At 44.7% G+C, this 20,247-nt stretch carries 17 protein-coding genes; 14 read left to right on the top strand and 3 right to left on the bottom strand.

Going from position 1 to position 20,247, the window contains the following annotated elements; all coding sequences use genetic code 11:
- The coding region (locus AB5150_RS05815) for a DUF4173 domain-containing protein (RefSeq protein ID WP_368291465.1) at positions 1-743 on the top strand (743 nt) is incomplete at its 5' end.
- 89 nt (positions 744-832) lie between these two features.
- Here the strand turns inward: AB5150_RS05815 and AB5150_RS05810 are convergent.
- Together AB5150_RS05810 and AB5150_RS05805 are read right to left on the bottom strand one after the other, a co-directional pair.
- Positions 833-1,450 (bottom strand): TerD family protein, encoded by a 618-nt coding sequence (locus AB5150_RS05810; RefSeq protein ID WP_015533988.1) that lies wholly within the window; start codon positions 1,448-1,450, stop codon positions 833-835.
- Positions 1,451-1,468: 18 nt separating this feature from the next.
- Positions 1,469-2,914, bottom strand: a complete 1,446-nt coding sequence (locus tag AB5150_RS05805) for a sodium:proton antiporter (RefSeq protein ID WP_055280024.1) — start codon at positions 2,912-2,914, stop codon at positions 1,469-1,471.
- A 214-nt stretch (positions 2,915-3,128) separates the two neighbouring features.
- Here AB5150_RS05805 and AB5150_RS05800 point away from each other — a divergent pair, with 214 nt between their 5' ends.
- Together AB5150_RS05800 and AB5150_RS05795 are read left to right on the top strand one after the other, a co-directional pair.
- Positions 3,129-4,958, top strand: coding sequence for a GGDEF domain-containing phosphodiesterase (locus AB5150_RS05800; protein WP_055224154.1), 1,830 nt, complete (start codon positions 3,129-3,131; stop codon positions 4,956-4,958).
- Positions 4,959-5,300: 342 nt separating this feature from the next.
- Positions 5,301-5,891, top strand: coding sequence for an NADH peroxidase (locus AB5150_RS05795; protein WP_015534780.1), 591 nt, complete (start codon positions 5,301-5,303; stop codon positions 5,889-5,891).
- A gap of 127 nt (positions 5,892-6,018) precedes the next feature.
- Here AB5150_RS05795 and AB5150_RS05790 read toward each other — a convergent pair whose 3' ends face one another.
- Positions 6,019-7,014, bottom strand: coding sequence for a DUF6709 family protein (locus tag AB5150_RS05790; RefSeq protein WP_368291464.1), 996 nt, complete (start codon positions 7,012-7,014; stop codon positions 6,019-6,021).
- A gap of 161 nt (positions 7,015-7,175) precedes the next feature.
- Between AB5150_RS05790 and AB5150_RS05785 the strand changes: the two genes are divergently transcribed.
- The 11 genes from AB5150_RS05785 (at position 7,176) to AB5150_RS05735 (ending at position 20,233) form a co-directional block, all read left to right on the top strand.
- The gene (locus AB5150_RS05785; protein ID WP_349818295.1) at positions 7,176-7,727 is read left to right on the top strand and encodes a VanZ family protein; all 552 of its coding nucleotides are present in this window, start codon (positions 7,176-7,178) and stop codon (positions 7,725-7,727) included.
- 100 nt (positions 7,728-7,827) lie between these two features.
- Positions 7,828-8,691 carry a chorismate mutase gene (locus tag AB5150_RS05780; protein WP_015534778.1) on the top strand — a complete coding sequence of 288 codons (864 nt, stop codon included), beginning with the start codon at positions 7,828-7,830 and terminating at the stop codon, positions 8,689-8,691.
- Positions 8,692-8,721: 30 nt separating this feature from the next.
- Complete coding sequence (pyrF, locus tag AB5150_RS05775; RefSeq protein ID WP_015534777.1) at positions 8,722-9,648, top strand: orotidine-5'-phosphate decarboxylase; 927 nt, start codon at positions 8,722-8,724, stop codon at positions 9,646-9,648.
- A gap of 74 nt (positions 9,649-9,722) precedes the next feature.
- Positions 9,723-10,487 carry a dihydroorotate dehydrogenase electron transfer subunit gene (locus AB5150_RS05770; RefSeq protein ID WP_349818296.1) on the top strand — a complete coding sequence of 255 codons (765 nt, stop codon included), beginning with the start codon at positions 9,723-9,725 and terminating at the stop codon, positions 10,485-10,487.
- Positions 10,487-11,401, top strand: a complete 915-nt coding sequence (locus tag AB5150_RS05765) for a dihydroorotate dehydrogenase (protein ID WP_022058307.1) — start codon at positions 10,487-10,489, stop codon at positions 11,399-11,401. The genes AB5150_RS05770 and AB5150_RS05765 overlap by 1 nt, the downstream gene beginning before the upstream one ends.
- Positions 11,402-11,444: 43 nt before the next feature.
- Entirely contained in the window at positions 11,445-14,987 is a 3,543-nt protein-coding gene (locus tag AB5150_RS05760) for an EAL domain-containing protein (RefSeq protein WP_368291463.1), read from the top strand.
- A 384-nt stretch (positions 14,988-15,371) separates the two neighbouring features.
- A complete protein-coding gene (locus AB5150_RS05755; RefSeq protein WP_015534773.1) occupies positions 15,372-15,779 on the top strand; it encodes a TnpV protein in 408 nt (135 codons plus the stop codon).
- Positions 15,751-16,779: a ParM/StbA family protein gene (locus tag AB5150_RS05750; protein WP_015534772.1), complete on the top strand. Its 1,029-nt coding sequence runs from the start codon at positions 15,751-15,753 to the stop codon at positions 16,777-16,779. The genes AB5150_RS05755 and AB5150_RS05750 overlap by 29 nt, the downstream gene beginning before the upstream one ends.
- Positions 16,780-16,788: 9 nt before the next feature.
- Positions 16,789-17,307, top strand: a complete 519-nt coding sequence (locus AB5150_RS05745; protein ID WP_015534771.1) for a hypothetical protein — start codon at positions 16,789-16,791, stop codon at positions 17,305-17,307.
- Positions 17,308-17,993: 686 nt separating this feature from the next.
- Positions 17,994-18,386, top strand: a complete 393-nt coding sequence (mobC, locus tag AB5150_RS05740) for a plasmid mobilization relaxosome protein MobC (RefSeq protein WP_015534770.1) — start codon at positions 17,994-17,996, stop codon at positions 18,384-18,386.
- Entirely contained in the window at positions 18,386-20,233 is a 1,848-nt protein-coding gene (locus AB5150_RS05735; RefSeq protein WP_015534769.1) for a relaxase/mobilization nuclease domain-containing protein, read from the top strand. Before mobC ends, AB5150_RS05735 begins: the two co-directional genes overlap by 1 nt.
- The last annotated feature ends 14 nt before the right edge of the window (positions 20,234-20,247 follow it).

The following is a 20,247-nucleotide window of genomic DNA, read 5'->3' as shown; positions in this document are numbered from 1 at the left end:
ATCTGATATTTGCCGTTGTTCAGATAGTGTATCTGTTCATGAACAGCGCAGGACTTCCGGACGATATGACATACGCAGAGTATGCAAGACAGGGCTTCTTCCAGCTGCTCTTTGTAGCGGTTGTAAATGTGTGTATGGTGCTGATATTTAGTGCTATATTCAGAAAGAGTCTGGTGCTCAACGTGTCACTGCTCATGATGTGCATATGTACATATATAATGATTGCCTCATCAGCTGTGAGGCTGTCCATGTACATTGCGGAATATGATCTAACATACCTCAGAATAAATACCATATGGGCGCTGATAGTCACGTCTATAGTGATGCTCGGTGTTATCATAAGCCTGTTCTGGAGAAATATGCCGCTGTTCAGATACATATTTATGACGGTTCTGGTGATGTTCGCGCTGTATGCATTTATCAGACCTGGCGCAGTGATAACAAAGTACAATATCAGTCAGGCGCACAGTGGAAAGAAGATAGATCTTGAGTATGTGATGGATATAGGTAATGACGGAGTTCCATATCTGATCGATTATTTCAGGACCAAAGACATTACGCCCGAAATGGTCATGGAGGAAGTGATGTCGAAATATAGCGAGGACACCTACTACTGGAGAGACGACACGGTGGGAGAGAGGCTTGAGAAGATGCTTGAGGAGAATGATGACAAGGGCTATATCAGAAGCTTTAACTTCTCCAGATACAGAGCTTCAAAGACTATAGAGGATTATATAAAGTAGTGTAATATAGAATTATAGATCATAATAAAGAAAGCCCCAGTCTCCGGTGCAAATAAACCGGAGACTGGGGCTTTTCGCCATGTTAAATATTAGTCGTCATCTTCAGGAACATAATGTCTTGATGTGTAATACTCAAATATATCCTCGGACTTGTCGTATGGGAGGAACTGGGATCTCTCTCTTACAACCCACTCGTCTCCGTTGTGGAGAACTTCACCGAATACATAGCAGTTGTTGTGCTTGGCATCCTCACATGCCTTGAATATTGCGTCCTCACGTACATATACCTTTTCGGTATGCTTACATTTGATCAGTGCAAATACGTTGTCCACCTCTGCCAGGCATTGCTTGTGAAGGTTGCCGTTGTAGATGTAGAGGAAGAGGATAATCCTTCCAACGTTCTCACCTCTGTCGAGGTAGATGCGCATCTCCTCGTCGATACCTTCCTTCTGTCCTGTTCTGTCATCGCCCTTCAGGACTACAGAATCGCTTCTGCTGTACTTGTGACCCCAGAATACCAGTTCGGGATCAGAGCCGTCATTGTGCTCAACGATCGCTGCAAGGTTGAGGTCATATGTGTCCTCGGATGTAGCGCTCATGATATTGTCTATGGCAATCTTAATCTTTTTCTTGAGGTCGACCTTCTTGGCATCCCAGCCAATGCCGACCGTAAGTTTATTATCACCTTTTACAACATATTCGTTCATATTAAAAACCCCCTTAGATTACAAGAAGAATAATAATGTGTCTATGAAGAATGTAGGTACAAGAATAGAAACTGACCATACGAGGTAGCCTACAAATGAAGGCATCTTGATACCATTTTCTTCGGCTATTGAACGTACCATAAAGTTAGGTGCGTTTCCTATATAAGTGTTGGCTCCCATGAATACGGCACCGCAGGAGATAGCCATCAGCATGACCTGAGGAACTACACCCATAGCAGTGCTTATACCCTCTGTAAATCCACTTGAAGCAGCGGTGGTGAAGAATACAAGGTAGGTAGGTGTATTGTCAAGGAAGCTTGATAAAAGTCCTGTCGTCCAGAAGAACTGTGCCGGATGTGTAAGTCCGAGCTCAGAACCACGTGCCTTGAGGATCAGGAGTGCAGGGATCATAGTGATGAATATACCTATGAACAGTATGGCAACCTCCTGTATAGCATCCCATGTAAAGTTGTTGGCCTTACGGACTTTCTTGCTCGTTGTCTTGAATGAGAGGAAAGCCGCTGCTAGCATGATCACAATCTCGATGATAGCAGCCCATGAGAGTGTTACGCCCTCACAGAAATTGATACCCTTTGCAAATGCAGGGAACTTCATAGGAAGAACTCCGCTGAGTATAACTGCACCTACGATCATTATAAGGAATATAATGTTGTGAGCACCTTTAAGTTTGACTGGCTTTTTCGTATCTGCATCGAATACCGGCTTCTGTCTGCCGTCTGCGATATCCTTCTTGTATGCTCTTGTGTCGAGAAAGAAGAATACAGTCAGCAGGATGATGAGATTGACAACCATGACCTTTGCAAGTCTGAGACTCCAGAAGAAGTCAACACCATTCATGAATCCCATCAGAAGTGGAGGATCACCGACAGGGGTGAGACAGCCACCAATATTTGAAACGAGGAAGATGAAGAATACAATGATCTGAACCTTTCTTCGTCTCCATTTATTTGCCTTTATGATAGGTCTGATCATCAGCATACTTGCACCGGTAGTACCGATCCAGCTTGACAGCAGAGTACCTATCAGTAGAAGCAGAACATTGAGTTTCGGTGTTCCCACCAGGTCGCCTTCAAGAGATATATTGCCTGCCACACAGAACAGGGCAAAAAGCAATACAATGAAGGTGAGATAGTCACCGATCATTACCTCGAGCAATTGTTCGCCCATCGTACCAAAGCCATGGAATATGGCAAATGGAATTAAAAATAAAAGAGACCAGCCTGCAACAGCCCACTGTTTGTGCTTTTCCCACCACTCACCGGCGATAAGGGGCATAACAGCTATGCACAGAAGCATACACACAAATGGTATACACCATGTAAGTGGAAGCGTAGCACCGAGTGTTTCAGTACCGGATTCGCTGTCTGCCGCCAGGGCACTTACCTGTGACAGCCCAAGAACTGAGATGACTGTGCCGAGACCTAGAAATAACCTGTTTTTCATCGTTTTTGCCTCCTATTAATTATAATTGAAAAACCTTATCTATGCTAACAAATATATGGTAAAAATTCAACGAAAAAAATCGAAACTTAACCATTTATTTTCCAGAACAAAAAAATAATAAGTATAGCCCAAATGATGGATCTGTGATAGAATGAAAAAGGTTGAAAAATGCAATACTATGGCCTTAGGGCAGAACAGAGGTAATTGATATATTATGGAACATCAATGGTCAAAGGCATACAAACCAAAGAGAAAACTTTACGTGCTGAGGTCCAGAGAGTCAGAGGGATTTGACGATTTTTGTCAGGAGAATGGCTATGACTGGTACAAGTGCTTTAGCAACATATACAGGCCGCTGGCAAACAGGGCTTTGTTTTATATGCCTGAGAAGATGATGGACGCCGGATATTCGCGTTTGTGTGGAGGAGTGGAGATAGGATACAGTGATATGGAGGTGGTTCCTCAGAACTGTGTGAGCATCACGGTTCCGGGATTCGACGTTGTGGATATAAAGGGATTTGATATATCTCTGATAGAGGATATACCGAGACTCATGACCATGGCGTATTCATATGCCAAGTTGTATATAGAGACGGAGAAGCTGCACATTGTTTCTAACCACAAGCTTCCATATATATGTTACATGGAGAGCGCAGACAGTCTGTGCGTGGAGATTCCGGTATGGTCCAAGAAGACCAAGACGGAGGAGATGCTGACTCTTGACAACATGAGTAAGAGAGATCTCTATGAGATAGCATACAGGGAGCCTGCCACCGGACATTACAACTGGACATGGCTCAAGGAGAAGCTTGAGCAGTGTGAATATATAGGACTGGATCAGTTTATATTTGCCAGATTCGACATAAAGGGCTTCAGGCTCATCAACAACGTTATGGGTCGTGAGGTGGCGAAGGATCTGTTCAGATATATATGTGACGCTATGACCAAGCAGGACTGGATATTGTACTCTGCAAAGTGTGAGAGTGACGATTTTGCCATGATTATAAAGTATATGCCGGAGGATGAGATAATGAACCGGCTATATACATTCTTTGAGGAGATAGGACAGCTTCCGTCGAACAGGAAGTATAAGATATTCTATAGCTGTGGTATCGTATTCTATGATGAATTCGAGAAACTCAGCATGTCAATGCGCATTGAGGACATGGCGCAGATGGCACACCTCCAGTGTATCAAGACCAATGTAAATGAGATAAAGATATACACATCGGAGATGAAGAAGGAATACATCATGGCACAGCAGTACAAGCTGGAGCTTCCGGATGCCATAGAGAATGAGGATCTCATGGTATATCTTCAGCCGAAGTACAATCCACAGAACGACACCCTGACCGGTGCTGAGGCTCTGATAAGATGGTTCTACAAGGGCGGAGATATTCTCTTGCCGAAGTATTTCGTGCCGCAGTTTGAGACTGACGGAACTATAGACATCATAGACAGATATGTGCTGAGACAGGTGTGCAAGAAGTTCAAGGAGTGGAAGGAGCTTGGCTACCCGCTCTACCCGATATCCTGTAACCTCTCGAGACACCAGATATCGAGACCGGATCTTATATATATACTGTGTGATATAGTCGATGAATACGGAGTGGATCACTCGCTTATAGACTTTGAGATAACTGAGAGTGCAGATTTCGCTGACGTGCAGTATCTGATAAAGGTGCTCAAGGATCTGAAGGCTGAGGGCTTCAAGATATCCATGGACGATTTTGGAACAGGATACTCCAGTATGGCACTTCTTAAGGATATGCCGCTGGATATAATCAAGATAGACAAGAGCTTTATTGACGGAATAGCCACCGGCGAGCCGAACAACAAGGACATGCTCATGACACAGGATATCCTTGCCATGTCAAGGCATCTGGGAATCAGAAGTCTTGCGGAGGGTGTTGAGACATTTGAGCAGAAGGAATACCTGAGAGAGTGGGGATGCCACTACATTCAGGGTTATTACTACAGCAAGCCTATACCTATCACGGGATATGAATATCTTCTCAAGAAGATAATGCTGGGACAGAGCTAGCCGGATAGTGATGCTATATAGCGACATATAGAGAATATACAGAAGAGTATAAGAGGATTGATATATGAATGTATCGATCCTCTTTTTCTATTTATATTGGACCTTAACAGGATGTAATCCCAATAATGTAATGTATATAATTTACAAGTCTTGTATATATAATCAACAACCTACTAAAAAAATAATTAAGAATCATTCCCAATAGGGGTTGACTTTGATCAAAAAATAGGTATAATAAGACATAGTTGATAAATAAACATCAACAAAGAAGACAGAATATATTTTAACAATCAATGATGGATATTGATTAGATTATTTAAAAGAGAAAAGGAGAATTAAGTTATGGCAAAGTTTGTATGTACAGTATGCGGTTATATCTATGAGGGAGAGCAGGCACCAGCAGAGTGTCCTATCTGTCACGCAGGAGCAGATAAGTTCAAGAAGGTAGAGGGAGAGCTCACACTTGCAGCAGAGCATGAGTTTGGCGTATATGCTGAGACAGTTAAGAACAATCCAGAGATCAGCGATGAGGACAAGAAGTATATCTACGAGCAGCTCAAGGCTAACTTCGAGGGAGAGTGCTCAGAGGTTGGAATGTATCTCTGCATGGCTCGTGTAGCACATCGCGAGGGCTATCCTGAGATCGGTCTCTACTGGGAGAAGGCAGCGTACGAGGAGGCTGAGCATGCAGCTAAGTTCGCAGAGATGCTTGGATCAGACCTTGAGCAGAACATGACAGCTTCAACAGAGAAGAATCTTGCATGGAGAGTTGACTGCGAGTTCGGTGCAACAGCAGGAAAGGTAGATCTTGCAAAGTGCGCTAAGAAGAACAATCTGGATGCGATCCATGATACAGTTCATGAGATGGCAAGAGACGAGGCAAGACACGGCAAGGCTCTCAAGGGACTTCTTGACAGATACTTCGGTAAGTAAGAAGAAGGTAAAGATTATTCATAAGGATAGTCAGTCTTACACATAAATCTAAAAAAGGTATATGCGGAAAGCAGTCAGGCTGCGATCCGTATATACCTTTTTTAGATTTATGTGTGCTATTTAATTGTTACTCATCTTTCTTGAGACTGAAGGAAGAGGAAGATGTAGTTGAGCTTGTTGTTGTATAAGGATTAGATGCGTGGGCATCCTGCTCTGAAGCTGCCGGCTGCTGTGAGTAGAACGGATCACTGTAAGACGTCTGCGGTGCCTGTGTCTGTTCTGCAGTGCCGTAGCTGCCACTGTTTGTAGTGCCGTACTGCTGTGTATAGCTGCCACTGTCTGTACTGCCATACTGCTGTGTATAGTTGCCGTTATTTGGGCTGCCTGTGCTGCCCGGAGTGTACACGCCGTTGAAATCGCCTGTACCGTCATAGTAACCTGTGCCTGCTGGCTGTGCAGATTCGCTGATGGTGTTCTTGCTTCTTGTTGCCTTCAGGATCATGATCACTGCTGCCAGTAGGAATACAGCTCCGAGGACAAGCTTGAATATGTAATCTGAAGAGTCAACCATCTCTATATAGTAAGGAAAAGCTTCTGCCTTTGCGGTCGCATAGTCCTCACTTGTAGGAGTGTATCCATAATATTGTGCGTATGCGTCGACATACTTGGTGATGTAGTCGTCAAGGAAGCCCTGCACCTTGTCGCTGTTCTTGCGGATGACTCCTGTTATGTAGATTGGTTCTGCATCGTCAGCAGATGAGATCGCGTCAAATTTGGCGTCATCACTCTTGGAGATCGATATTCCGATCCACTTGGATGTGTCTCTTTTTGAGCCGTCTTCATTCTTGTCGCAGATATCAACGAGATAGTAGTATCCGTCGGTCTTGGTGACCGTGTGATTGTACGTTGTAGTCTTCTCAATGTAAGCTCCGTATCCGTAGGTGAGTGTTCCCTCCACATACACTCCCGGTTTAACTTCCGATTCGTCACATGTAGTAACGTTTAGAAGCTTTCCGTGTAAACCGATAAATGTTCGTATACCCAGGAATAAAAGAACTATTCCGAATATACCGAAAACAACTGCTGATACGATGGGATTCCCCTTTTTTCTTGTTCTTGCCATAATGTTACCTCACTTTTTTTATTTGTTATGAATTATACATAACCACTTCAATACCTCACTTTTCTACAGTACAGGTAAAAAACTAATATTTCAAGTAAAAAAGGCAAAATCAAAAAAAATTAGACATTTTTTATGGTATACTCATTCATGGTGGTGATTTTATGGCAAAGAAAACAAAAAAGAATGAGAAAAAGTACATATATATAATTCCGGCAGTGCTGTGGATGATATTCATATTTTACATGTCGTCCAGAACAGGAGATGACTCGTCGGCGGTGAGCAACCCCATGACAGACTTTATAGTGGGTTTGTTCCAGAAGGTAAGAAATGATTCCGCGCCCATGGTTGACAGGATGACGGGAGTGGTGGAGATCATGGTCAGAAAGGGTGCACACATGACGGAATATGGAATCCTTCTGGCTCTGCTGGCCCTGGCGGTCAGAAAGGCCGGCGGAAGGATGACTTCGGCTGGCGTGTATATATGGTCAGTTGTGATAACATTTGTCTATGCGTGCTCCGATGAGATTCATCAGCTCTTTGTCGCTGACAGGGCAGGCAGGGGCACGGATGTGCTTATAGATATGTGCGGCGCATTGGCAGCTCTTCTTATTATATGGGGATCAAAGAGCACAAGGGGAAGGATAATAATGGGCTTTGTGATAGGGATAGTGCTGGTGGCAGCGGTTATGTTCCTTTTCCTGTGGCCTTTTTAGAGCGCATTTAGTATTGGCAGCCTTGAATTAGAGTGGGGCAGATGGTATATTAAAAAAGACTATGAGCATCACATTACCGATGCTGACTGGAGGATGCAGAATGACATTAGCAGATGTTAGAAAGAACATAGACCGGGTCGACAAGGAGATCAAGCAGCTCTTCAAGGAGAGAATGGTTCTTGCGGACAATGTTGCTCAGGTCAAGGCAGAGACCGAGGATGATATATATAAGCCAGACCGCGAGGAGGCCATCATATCCAATCTCACAGGGGATGTGGATGATAACATCAAGATGGAGTACACGGCGCTTATCAAGAGAATCATGGAGATAAGCAGAAAGTACCAGTATGGAAGGACTCTGGAGCTCAGGAACTGCCTAGATGTGGAGTATGATGTGAAGGAGCCTGACATAGATGCGGTGGCGATGATAAAGCCGGAGCTGTACATTTGTCAGGGATGCTCGAGGGACAAGGTCATTGCGGTGGACTCATACGATGAGGTGTATGAGCTCATAAAGACTGGCAAGGTAGACGCCGGAATGGGAATACTTGAGGACATAAGCTACGGAGTTTCGGATGCGCTTCACGAGGTGCTCACCAACAACAAGCTGTATATATACAGATGTAACATTGTAAATGAGAATGGACACAACAAGAAGGTTGTCACATTTGCAGACCACCTCATAGTGGAGGAGAACCACAACAGGCTGAAGGTGATGTTCGTATGTAAGAATAAGAGCGGAAGTCTCAGCAGCATACTGTCCATGATCTCTGATTACGGGGTGAACCTCACAGAGATACACTCGGCGCCAAACAGGCAGGAGCATTGGAATTACAGATTCTATGTGGAGCTGTCTGCCAATTTACTGAAGAAGGATATACAGGCTTTAGTGTTCCAGCTCATGAACGAGACGGAGGAGTTTACGATCCTCGGAAGCTATGCCTGTGACGAGGAACAGTTTTAGAGAAAAAATAATTTTTAAGGAGAAAATATCATGATAGACAAGTTAGTAAAGAATATCCAGAAGACAAATGCACCTATAGTAGTTGGACTTGATCCAATGCTCAACTATGTACCGGAGCATATCCAGAAAGCTGCATTTGCAGAGTATGGCGAGACACTTGAGGGCGCTGGTGAGGCTATATGGCAGTTCAACAAGGGAATAGTTGACGCTACATATGATCTTATACCTGCAGTTAAGCCACAGATAGCCATGTATGAGCAGTTCGGAATCGAGGGACTCAAGGCATTCAAGAAGACAGTTGACTATTGCAAGGAGAAGGGACTTGTCGTTATCGGAGATATAAAAAGAGGCGATATAGGTTCAACATCAACAGCATATGCGGTTGGTCATATCGGAAAGGTACAGGTGGGAAGCAAGACATATGCTGGATTTGATGAGGATTTCATCACAGTAAACCCGTATCTTGGAACAGACGGAATCAAGCCATTTGTGGATGTGTGCAAGGAGGAGAACAAGGGTATATTCGTTCTTGTCAAGACATCCAATCCATCATCAGGTGAGTTCCAGGACAGACTTGTGGATGGACGTCCACTCTATGAGATAGTCGGAGATATGGTTGACAAATGGGGCAGCGATGTTGTAGGTGAATCAGGATATTCAGCGGTTGGAGCTGTTGTCGGTGCCACATACCCTGAGATGGGCAAGGTGCTGAGAAAGGTTATGCCAAAGTCATTTATCCTTGTTCCGGGTTACGGAGCACAGGGGGGTAAGGCTGCAGACCTTGTACACTACTTCAATGAGGACAGACTCGGTGCGATCGTCAACTCATCAAGAGGAATCATAGCTGCTTACAAGCAGGACAAGTATGCACAGTTTGGTGCTGAGAACTATGCAGATGCCTCAAGACAGGCAGTAGTTGACATGATCGAGGATATCAACGGCGCACTTGATGCGTAATTAAGCCGGAATGTGTGCGGCGAGCCGGGCTTGTCCGCCGTACACTGATAATAGAATGATGATGGAGGAAGACTATGGGCAAACTTAAGATGACAGCAAAGGTGGTCAGCCAGGAGACTCTTGCCACTGATGTATACAGTCTGGTGCTTGAAGCTCCAGAGATAGCTTCACAGGCTATAGCAGGACAGTTCGTGTCTGTATATACTCACGATGGCAGCAAGATGCTCCCGAGACCTATCAGCCTCTGCGGAATAGACAGGGAGGCGGGAACACTCCGCCTTGTATACAGAGTGGTTGGATTTGGAACAAAGGAATTTTCACAGCTTGCGGCTGGAGATACGGTCGATATATTGGGGCCTCTCGGCAACGGCTTCATGAAGTCCGACAAGAAGGCGATCCTGATAGGCGGAGGTATAGGAATCCCACCTATGTTACAGCTTGCAAAAGAGCTTGACTGTGAGAAGTCAGTCGTGCTCGGCTACAGGGATGAGATATTCCTGAACGAGGAATTTGAGCCATACGCACAGGTGTATATGTCATCTGAGGATGGACAGCACGGTGTGAAGGGCAACGTAATAGATGCCATAAAGGAATACGGCGTGGACGGTGCTGTCATATATGCATGTGGCCCTACTCCTATGCTTCGGGGAATCAAGGCATACGCCATGGAGAATGGCATCGAGTGCCAGATATCCATGGAGGAGAAGATGGCGTGCGGCGTGGGCGCATGTCTTGCCTGCGTATGCAAGACAAAGGATATAGATGAGCACTCACAGGTGCACAACAGAAGGATCTGTAAGGATGGACCTGTATTCTACGCTGAGGAGGTGGAGCTGTAATGTCAGATAAGATCAATATGTCAGTGGATATAGCGGGTGTGACTCTCAAGAATCCAATAACAGTAGCTTCAGGAACATTTGGCTCAGGCATGGAGTACAGCGAGTTCGTGGATCTTTCACAGCTCGGTGCAGTAACCACCAAGGGCGTGGCAAATGTGCCATGGCCGGGCAATCCGACACCACGTATAGCTGAGACTTATGGCGGCATGATGAATGCCATAGGACTTCAGAATCCTGGAATCGATGTGTTCAAGAAGAGAGATATACCATTCCTCAGGGATTATGATACAAAGATCATCGTAAACGTGTGTGGAAAGTCCAAGGAGGACTATGTTGACTGCGTTGAGAAGCTTGGCGATTGTGATGTGGATCTGCTTGAGATCAACGTGTCATGTCCGAATGTAAAAGAGGGTGGGATAGCATTTGGCCAGCAGCCGGATGCGCTCTACGATATAACAAAGGCAGTCAAGGCAGCGGCAAAGCAGCCTATCATCATGAAGCTGAGTCCGAATGTCACAGACATAACAGAGATGGCCAGAGCTGCAGAGGCTGGTGGTGCTGATGCGGTATCACTCATCAATACACTGACAGGTATGAAGATAGATGTGAACAGAAGAACATTTGCAGTGGCAAATAAGACTGCAGGTGTGTCAGGCCCTGCGATCCATCCGATAGCAGTCAGAATGGTATACCAGGTGGCAAATGCGATAAAGCTTCCTATCATCGGAATGGGCGGTGTGGCTACCACGGAGGATGCCCTTGAGATGATCATGGTCGGTGCAAGTGCGGTGGCAGTTGGAACGGCGAACTTCCACAATCCTTATGCGACAGTGGAGATCATAAAGGGTATTGAGGAGTATATGAAGAAGAATTCCATCAGCGATATCCATGAGCTGATAGGCTGTGTAAAATAGAACGATATAAGTCTTCTGTAAGAGTTTTAAGGGGTGTTGGGTTATGGAAGATAACATAGATATTGAAAAATATGCACAAAAACTCCGCATGGAACTGGATGAGGCACTTGGCAGAAATGAGGAGCTCAGCGAGGAGATATCTGACCATGCAAGGATGCTGGAGAAGGCTCTCGACAATCTGGCAGGCGGCGTGGGTATATTTGAGCTTCACGGGAATAAGCCGGCTGTCAAGTACATGAGCAAAAGCTTTTACAAGCTGTTCAATGTGACCGAGGATCAGATGAGCGGATATGCCAGTGACTACGTGACGCTGGCCATTCCAGAGGATCGGTCTGTGCTTAAGAAGCAGATCCTGGAGACCATAACGAGTAACAAGACCACGGTGCGTGACATCCGCTTTACGGACGTTAATACCGGTGGATATTTCTGGATACAGGTCTGTCTTTCTGTCATGTCCATAAAAAAGGGTATCATCGCACTGTGTGCGGTGTTTATCGATGTGACAAGCAAGATGGAGGTGGAGCTGGAGAACAAGGCGCAGTCTGAGATGCTCAGGCTGATACTTCAGGGAAGCGGAGAATCCATAATCGTGTACGATGTCCCGACGGATACTCTGATAAATGAGAAGGTCGTGGATGGTGAGATGGTCACCACCATGAAATATGAGAATTTCTATAAGGGTATCGACACTAACAGAATAGTCTACGCTGACGACAGAGACGCCGTGACCGGCATGTTCAGAAAGATCCTTGATGCGGATGCGGATAGCTGTGACAGGCTGATGGGTGATCTGCGCCTTGATCTGGATGGCGGAGGCAAATGTGAGTGGTACAGAGTGCTCTTTGTTCCTCTCAGGGACTCCAAGAAAAAGGTTCGCAAGATATTCGGCAAATATTACTCCATAAACGATGAGAAGATAAGAAGTCAGGAGCTTCAGCTCAGGGCGGAGAGGGATTCTCTGACGGGACTTTACAATCATGTCACATTTCAGCACAAGATTACGGATATGCTAGAGTCTTTCCCGGGTGAACTGTGCGCTTTTTATATCATGGATATAGATGACTTTAAGCATATAAATGACGCATTTGGACATTATGCGGGAGATGATCTTCTGTGTGATGTTGCAGTGACGCTGGAGGAGGTTGCGTCGGCAGCCGGAGGATTCTCAGGACGACTGGGCGGCGATGAATTTGCACTGTTTATCCCGATAGTCGACAGAAGAGAGGACGTGTATAAGCTGGCTGAGAATATACAGACCAGACTCACCACGATCAATTGCAGTCTGCCGCATACTATGTCGATGGGAATAAGTATCCACAGGATAGAGGGTGGTATAGATTTTGACCTTCTATACAGTGAGTCGGATCAGGCGTTGTACGCAGCAAAGAGGGGCGGCAAGAACCGTTACTGTGACTATGCCGACTCAGCGGATATGCATTCATGTGATTCGCATCACAGCGGATATACATACAATGATGACGAAGGTCTTATGCTGGATGAGATATCTGATATAGCATATGTTGCTGACATGAAGACCCACGAGATGTATTTCCTCAACAAGGCGGCGAAGAGAAGTCTTGGAATTGCGGAGAACGACGATTCTTACAAGGGTAAAAAGTGCTTTGAGATAACCCAGGGCGGTGATGACCAGTGCCCATTTTGTTCTAATGAGATACTGGTTCCCGGACAGAGTTATGTATGGAATCACTACAACAGCAAGGCAAAGGGACTGTATGTGGTGAAGGATAAGATAGTTGACTGGCACGGAAGAAAGAGCCGGCTTGAGATTGCAGTTGACGTGTCTGACATAGATAAGACAACACAGGTTCTGGCGGACAGCTATGACATAGAGGATGCCCTTGTCAATTTCATGGCGAATATAACTTCAAAGCAGAGCAGTGAGGAGAAATATACCAGTCTGCTCGAGGTGATGGGAACTTTCTACAATTCCAAGAACGCCTGCCTTGTGGAGTATGGACAGGATGGCACAGGGGAGCTTTATTACTGGAAATCATCAGATGAGGAGTCGATAGAGGATGGTCTGAAGGCTCTTGTCACACAGAAAATGAGGGATGAACTGGAGAAGGAAGTCCTCAGGGACGAGGTTCTCATAGTGGACCGTTCCCATCCATTAAGGAATCCTGAAACAGAATTTGCACGGATGCTGAGTGACAGCAGGATATGGTCACTGTATGCGGTCCCGATCATAGTGGACGATGAACTGCTCGGCAGGGTATTTGTGTTCAATCCGGAGAAGCACAATGGAAACATAAGACTCATGAAGAACTTCGCTGCTTTTATCGGAAGTGAGATATATCAGAGACATCTGAAGGAGGACCAGCAGTTTGAGTTCACCCACGATAAGCAGACAAAATGCTTTAACAGGAACAGTTACATAGACTATATAAGAGGCAGAAAGAATCTGAGCAGTATTGGACTTGTGGCTGTGGATATCAATGAGATAAGGGGCATCGCGGAGATGTTCGGTCCGGATTATGCGGACGATGTGATCCTGCAGCTTGTCGGCAGGATAAGGAAGACGTTTCCGGACGAAAGGGTGTTCCGCATGGGTTATGACAGCTTTATCATCATATGCGAGAACATTGAGCAGTTGAAGTTTAACGTATATGCATCAAGACTGCGGGAAAACCTGCTCTACGGTGAGTTCACGGCATGTTGCGGGTATGTCTGGACAGATTATAACATTGACGTCCGCAGGATGGAGGATCATGCGGCAAATCTCCTGTATTCTGAGAAACAGCGTTGGTATGAACAGCAGGACTGTCATTCGGTGAAGTGGAATACGCTGAAAAAGGATATGGTGAAGAAGGAACTTGAGGAAGGACTGTTCTATGTCCTTTATCAGCCGAAGATGCTGTATCCGTCAGGAAAGATATGTGGGGCAGAGGCCCTTGTAAGATATTCCGGAAATGATGACTTAGCGGATGTTATCGACAGGCTTGAGAAGAGCAGGACTGTAAAATATGTGGATTTTTACGTGCTTGAGAATGTGTGCAGAGATCTGGCAAAATGGCATGAAGAGGGAATGCCATACATCCCGGTATCCTGTAACTTTTCCAGAATGTCGCTTATAGAGAGCAATGTGGCCAAGCAGATAGCAGCAGTGGTTGACAGGTACGGAATACCGCATGATGTGGTCGAGATAGAGATAACCGAATCGGTCAGCGAGCAGGAGCATGATACACTGGTGAACATATCAAACAATATACATGAGCTTGGATTCCGCATAGCGATGGACGATTTTGGAACAAAATACTCAAATGTCGCCATGCTTGCCCATATGGGATTTGACATTATCAAGTTCGACAAGAGCATGATAAATGACGTAACTGTCAATCCGGTGGATCGCACGGTTATGTGTCATCTCATAAACATGTGCAATGAACTGGGAATGTTCTGTATAGCTGAGGGTGTGGAGACCGAGGATCAGGCGGATGCGCTCAGCAGCATGGGACTGGCTTGTATACAGGGGTATCTGTGCAGAGCAGGCCGCTGGAGAAAGAAAAGTATGTGGAGATGTGCAGGGAAAGAGGCATATCACAGCCGTACACCAATAAATAATTGAATCTTTATATGGATTATGGTAGTATGTGTAGGAAAAAGGGCAAAAAAGCCTGAAAACAGGAGGATTCGCAGAGACATGGAACAGTACAAGAAGGAATTTATCGAATTCTTGGCTGTCCTGTTTTGAAGACTCTCCCAAACCTCGAAAAACGCCGTATTTACAAGGCTTACAGCACTTTTACAGAAATCGCAAAAGTATCGTAACTTATCGTAAAAGTGTGTAGTTTATCATAAAAAGTGTGTAGTAAAGTGTGTAGTACAAACGAATAGGAATCATTAGATGAGGATGATAAAAGTATAAGTCCATGTACTTGTAGAAATGCAGGTATGTGGGCTTTTTTTATTATCAAAAATTCAAATGGATTATGGAAGGAGAGTTAAGATTATGAGTAATGAAATTTCATTGTTTGAGAAGCTGGGAGGTACTTATACAGAGGTGGATGGTATTTTGTATCCGAATATCGGTATGGATGATACTGATACGAAATCCGATACGGCTTCGGTTGTAGCAGCCGCCGATATCGGAAAATACGGTCATCTGTGGATTTGTTATATGAAGGAAAACCACCCTGACAGGTATCGTCATCATATTAGGCTGGGTCAGCTTCTGATTAGGGCAAAGGAAGTAAATGAGGAGGCTTATGAGATGTTAGATAGGATTGTAGAGAAGTATCTGGTGAAGCATAAGCCAAAGGATGCACATTCCACTATGGAAATGTGGAAAATAAGAGAGCAGGCAAAACAGCTTGCGGAGGAGGTTATTTATGGAGAGATTGTTTACAAGTATCACTAATGCAGGAGCGACTGCAACACAAAACAAAAATATTATGCAGACCGGTTATTATGCCGGAGAAAGAGAGGATTTTATGAGAGAAAATTTATTTATGACTGAAACAACTATGGCACCTGTTAAAATTGCACTGGATCATGGCTGGAGTTCCATTAAGGGCGAGCATACTTTTATGGAGACTTCTATAGTTCCGGTGGATTATGAGCCTCTTACCAAGAACGGACTTTTGGAGTATAAAGGGAAAAAGTATATCGTAGGACAGGGCAGACTTGGAAAGCAGGCAACCAAGACAGAGAATGAGAACTATTTTCTGCTGACCCTTGCAGGGATTGCCAAGGAATTGCAGTATCAGGGTAAGACAGCGGCTTCTCATGTGGAATTATATGCAGGTGTGCCTCTGACCTTGTTTGGTGCGGAGCGTAAGGAGTTTCGTGATTATCTGTGGCATAAGGAGCGTATTTCTTTTACCTTTGAGGGAGTGCATTATTCTTTCTTCATGGATAAGGTAAAGATTTATGCCCAGTGTTATGCAGCTATTGCGAACCGTATGGGAGATATGGACAGACTCAGATGTGTGGACTTGGGCTCCTGGACCTTGGATATATTAAGCGTCCGTGACAGAATCCCTATGGATAAGGATGCCTGTACTTATGAGCTTGGACTGATTACCACCATTGAGCGTATCAAAAAGGAAGCCCTTCCCAAGTTAAAGTGTGAAATGCCGGAGGATGACATTGTTGATGTTATCCGTGGAAAGCAGTCCAATGTAAATGCTGACTTTATCCCTTTTATTGAGAAGGGCTTACAGCAGTATGCAGACGAGGTGGAAGCGAAGCTTCGGGAGATTAAGGTGGATTTAATGCATGAGAATATTGTGTATGTGGGCGGTGGCGCCTGTGTGATGAAGCGTTTTGGCAGAGCGCAGGGCAGAAACATCCAGTATGTAACGGATGTGAAAGCCAATGCCATCGGCTACCGTTATCTTGCAGAAAATCTGGGATAGGAGGCTTTTATGGGAAATGCAATATCTTTTCGGTTGAATCCGAAATGTGAAAGTGACAGAAAAATCCTTGCGTGGCTGGAGGCAAAATCCAGCCAGCCGGGATATCTGAATCAGACAGAGCTTATCAAGCAGGCATTGTTTTCTGCTATGGAAAGTGAGCAAAGGGGCATTCGGGAAAAGGAAACCACAGAATGGATGGAGCAGGCAATCAAAAGCATGGCAGAGGAATTTACCAAGGTGGTGCAGGAGTCCTCACAGAATATGGCTAACAATATGTTTGCCGGAGTTCTGGGAGCAATGGCTCAGCAGATGAATATGGGAGTTGTTCCTATGGCTACGTTGCCGATGTCTGGTGCAGTTCCTAATGGTATGACAGTTGCTGTACCGAATGTAATGCCTTCTGCTGTAGCAGCTAATGTGCCGGAGCCAACGGTTCCCGATAATGAACTTGCCGCAGATACTTCCAATGCTATGGATAGTGCCACAAAAGATATGCTTGGAAGTCTGTTTGATATGGATGATGAGTAAGAAAATGAAAAATCACAGTATGACGGACTGTCTTACAAAAAGGTGCCTTGTATGAGGAAATGACCTTATCTGTAAGACAGTTCTTTTTCTATGGGAAAAGCTGTGATACGAAATTCTTACGAAGCCAGCCAAGCCTTTGGCAAAAAATAAAGTCTGCTTGCAGGCTTTATTTTTATGTCCATAAGGCGAAAAAGCTAGGGCTTGGGGATGTCAAATCCCCAACAAGTTCCTGCCCGTGTATATACAGGGCGGAACTTGCTCTACCTTATGCGACGTATCCGGAGCCCATGCCGACTTAGGTCGGCACGCATCAGCGAAAGAAGGATTTCTTAAGGAAAATGATGCGGAGGCTATAGCAGGATTTCTTATGAGAAATGTGATTAGCAGATTTCTGTAAGACAGGTGTATGACACATTTCCATATATTCGGCGAGCGAATTATAACGAGCCGCAACAGACTGCTAAAGGAAATATCCGTGAGTGCAACGAGCGCATTGGTGAGCGACCTTAGGGGAGCGAGGCTATGCACGGGAGGGGAGATGCAGAATCTGCATCGGGGAAAATCTTCTGACGTATCCGGCAGTTTAATTATTCTATTGGAGTAGCAATTAAAAATTTATATTTTGTAGGTACGAGGGAGCAGGTATTTATTTACCTGCTTTTTTGTGTATCGGAATGGAGGAATTTATGAGAAATACAGATAAAAAGAAAGAGAATATGGTTCTGATGTCCATGCGTATTTCGGCAGAGGATAAGGAAGAGATTGAAGCGAAGGCAAGAAAGACCGGGCTTAGCACCTCGGAATATATCAGACGGTGTGCATTAGGAAGAAAGCTTCCTTGTTATGGTGATACCAGTCTGCTGAAGGAGTATTCCATGCAGCTGGGCAAGATTGGTTCCAACCTGAACCAGATAGCAAAGCACTTAAATGGTGGCGGAGATTTTTACAGCATTTATTATGAACTGAAGGAAGCCATAAGGGAGCTGTTGGATTTGAAATTTAAAATACTTCCTGCATTGGAGGATGTTGCCTGTGGAAAGAAGCGTAGGCGCAAAAGTGGAGAGGATGGTGAAGGTTAATGGCGATTTTGAAGCATATCTCAGTAAAGAACCGATTTTATTCTTCGGCGGTGGAGTATCTTACCTGCCAGTTTGATGAATATACCAACAAGCCTGTGTTGGATGAAAAAGGCAGAATACAAGAGCGTGAGAATTATCTGATTGTAGGTGTGAACTGTGATGTGGACAGCTTTGGTGCAGAATGTATCGAGGTCAATCGTCTGTATGGCAAGAATAATTCCGTAAAGGATGTAAAGGCGCATCACTATATCATCAGCTTTGAGCCAAATGATCCCATTACCATAGAGCAGGCGTTGGAATTTGGCAAGCAATGGCTTTCGGTATTCGCACCGGGGCATCAGGCAGTGGTGGCAGTTCATCCGGATGGTCACAATGGCAGTCAGAATATGCACGTTCACATGGTTATCAATTCTGTCAGAAAGTATGCCGGAAAGCAGAGCAGGTGGCATGAGAAACCCTGTGAATGGAAGCTGGGCTGTAAGCACAAAAGCACCGGGAAGATGATGTTCCATGCAAAAAAGTGGGTAATGGAGAAGTGTATCCGACTGGGTTTAGGACAGGTAGATTTGCTTGCTAAGAAGCACACGGACAACTACTGGGTGGAAAAGAATCTGATGAATCAGAATGCCAAGGACGGTGTTGGTGTCACTTCTAACAGAGAATTGATTCGGGATACCATAGACAAGCTGTTGCCTTTCGTGGATTCCTTTGAGCAAATGGTTGAATGTCTGCAATTTATGTATAACTGGAAGATTCGTGTTACGAATAAAACAGTGACATTTTCCACGTCGGGTATGAAGCAGGGTATTCGAGGAAATAAGCTGGGAGAAGGTTATGGCAAAGCTGACCTTGTAGAAAGAATTGCAAAGGTTGTGGCAGAGCGTAATGCGGAAAAAGAAGCCCGTCGCATTGCTGAGGAAGTAGCAAGGGTAAAAGCAGAGGCACTTGCCAGAGAAGAGGCTGCAAGGAAGGAGAAACAGCTACAGGAGGAGCAGAAGCAGAGAGAGCTTCTTGCGCGGAAAAGAAAACTGGCATTTGACAGAAATCGTATTTGTCAGGATTATTGTAGTGAAGAGCTTGCAAGAGAGGACTGGAATAAAGACTATGTGGATTATCTGCAATCACAGTTTATAAATGTAAATGATGCAGCCGGATTCATGGAAGGGGAGCTTACAGCACCGGTTATGACCAAAGATGAGTTTGAGCGACAGCAGGCAGTAGAACTGTATCATGAAAAAGCTGCCAGAGCAGTAGAACTTTGGGATATGGTGTTAAGCCAGCTTTCCAGTTCTACCCATAAGTGGAAGTGGGAGTATATGGATTATTTGGAAGATATCAAATACCAAGATACAGCAGATGTGACTTTGGAGATGGCAAAGGAAGATATTATGTCTTATGAGGAATTTGCGGAAGTGAAGGACGCAGAGAAAGCAATACAAGAGCAGATTTCTGAGACTGTAGAGGATTCTAAGATCGCAGCTATTCAGACTGCTTCAATAGACGAGCTACTGGCTATTGTAGTATCAGAGGAAGCAGATGTTGAAATTCCTGAGACAGAAGAAAAAGTATCAGAAGATACAGAGGTTTTTCCGGAAACGATTGATTATACTAAGCTGTCTATGGAAGAACGTGCTTCGCTTCTACCTGTGCCTACAGATGATTATACAGCAGAATATAATGCTTACTGTCAGCGTATGGGATATACGAGAGAGAAGATGAATAGTATCCGTTATAAGATGACTGTGTATGATGAATTTATGGCTGAATATCAGTATCGTAAGAAATACTATGGTGTAAGAGATGATTCGAGAAGTATCAGCGTACAGAAGAGTAGAGAAACAAGGTAGTAATTATTAAAACG

The organism is Coprococcus sp. RTP21281st1_F1_RTP21281_210402 (assembly GCF_040915325.1).
Taxonomy (GTDB): domain Bacteria; phylum Bacillota; class Clostridia; order Lachnospirales; family Lachnospiraceae; genus Coprococcus; species Coprococcus aceti.
The sequence above is the reverse complement of the archived record's forward strand: the minus strand, read 5'-3'. Positions and strand labels throughout refer to the sequence as shown.

What these genes read in the sequence shown, in the direction of transcription:
- mobC (WP_015534770.1), top strand. Translation starts at nt 17,994, where the DNA reads ATGAGAAATACAGATAAAAAGAAAGAGAATATGGTTCTGATGTCCATG.
- AB5150_RS05750 (WP_015534772.1), top strand. Translation starts at nt 15,751, where the DNA reads ATGGAGAGATTGTTTACAAGTATCACTAATGCAGGAGCGACTGCAACA.
- pyrF (WP_015534777.1), top strand. Translation starts at nt 8,722, where the DNA reads ATGATAGACAAGTTAGTAAAGAATATCCAGAAGACAAATGCACCTATA.
- AB5150_RS05800 (WP_055224154.1), top strand. Translation starts at nt 3,129, where the DNA reads ATGGAACATCAATGGTCAAAGGCATACAAACCAAAGAGAAAACTTTAC.
- AB5150_RS05765 (WP_022058307.1), top strand. Translation starts at nt 10,487, where the DNA reads ATGTCAGATAAGATCAATATGTCAGTGGATATAGCGGGTGTGACTCTC.
- AB5150_RS05810 (WP_015533988.1), bottom strand. Translation starts at nt 1,450, where the DNA reads ATGAACGAATATGTTGTAAAAGGTGATAATAAACTTACGGTCGGCATT.
- AB5150_RS05795 (WP_015534780.1), top strand. Translation starts at nt 5,301, where the DNA reads ATGGCAAAGTTTGTATGTACAGTATGCGGTTATATCTATGAGGGAGAG.
- AB5150_RS05770 (WP_349818296.1), top strand. Translation starts at nt 9,723, where the DNA reads ATGGGCAAACTTAAGATGACAGCAAAGGTGGTCAGCCAGGAGACTCTT.
- AB5150_RS05785 (WP_349818295.1), top strand. Translation starts at nt 7,176, where the DNA reads ATGGCAAAGAAAACAAAAAAGAATGAGAAAAAGTACATATATATAATT.
- AB5150_RS05745 (WP_015534771.1), top strand. Translation starts at nt 16,789, where the DNA reads ATGGGAAATGCAATATCTTTTCGGTTGAATCCGAAATGTGAAAGTGAC.
- AB5150_RS05805 (WP_055280024.1), bottom strand. Translation starts at nt 2,914, where the DNA reads ATGAAAAACAGGTTATTTCTAGGTCTCGGCACAGTCATCTCAGTTCTT.
- AB5150_RS05790 (WP_368291464.1), bottom strand. Translation starts at nt 7,014, where the DNA reads ATGGCAAGAACAAGAAAAAAGGGGAATCCCATCGTATCAGCAGTTGTT.
- AB5150_RS05755 (WP_015534773.1), top strand. Translation starts at nt 15,372, where the DNA reads ATGAGTAATGAAATTTCATTGTTTGAGAAGCTGGGAGGTACTTATACA.
- AB5150_RS05735 (WP_015534769.1), top strand. Translation starts at nt 18,386, where the DNA reads ATGGCGATTTTGAAGCATATCTCAGTAAAGAACCGATTTTATTCTTCG.
- AB5150_RS05760 (WP_368291463.1), top strand. Translation starts at nt 11,445, where the DNA reads ATGGAAGATAACATAGATATTGAAAAATATGCACAAAAACTCCGCATG.
- AB5150_RS05780 (WP_015534778.1), top strand. Translation starts at nt 7,828, where the DNA reads ATGACATTAGCAGATGTTAGAAAGAACATAGACCGGGTCGACAAGGAG.